1 protein-coding gene is annotated in these 276 nt (G+C 74.3%); it reads left to right on the top strand.

Annotation, left to right across the window (positions count from 1 at the left end; translation table 11 throughout):
- Positions 1-276, top strand: a 276-nt coding sequence (locus ACR9ZK_RS21940) for a hypothetical protein (protein WP_481344068.1), incomplete at both ends; no start/stop codon positions are given.

Raw genomic sequence — 276 nt, 5'->3', positions numbered from 1 at the left:
GCTGAAGCGGCGGCTGGGCGCGGGCGAGTGGATCCGCCGCGCGTTGGGCGTGGCCGCACTGCTGGCGGTGGTGGCCATTGCGATGGGCTGGGACACCGGCGTGCTCACCCGGTTGTCGTCGGTCAGCACCGCGCGGCTGGAACAGGGCCTGCTGGATACCCTGCCCGGCCAGGCGCCTGACGCCGGTCCCGCGATGATGATGCGCGCCGCCGATGCACCGGCCGGTGCCGAGCTGCCGGTGGAAGGCACCCTGCCTTCGCTGGACGGTGCCACCGG

The organism is Monashia sp. HAY1-5C (assembly GCF_056755255.1).
This window is presented reverse-complemented; position numbering and strand designations above follow the sequence as displayed.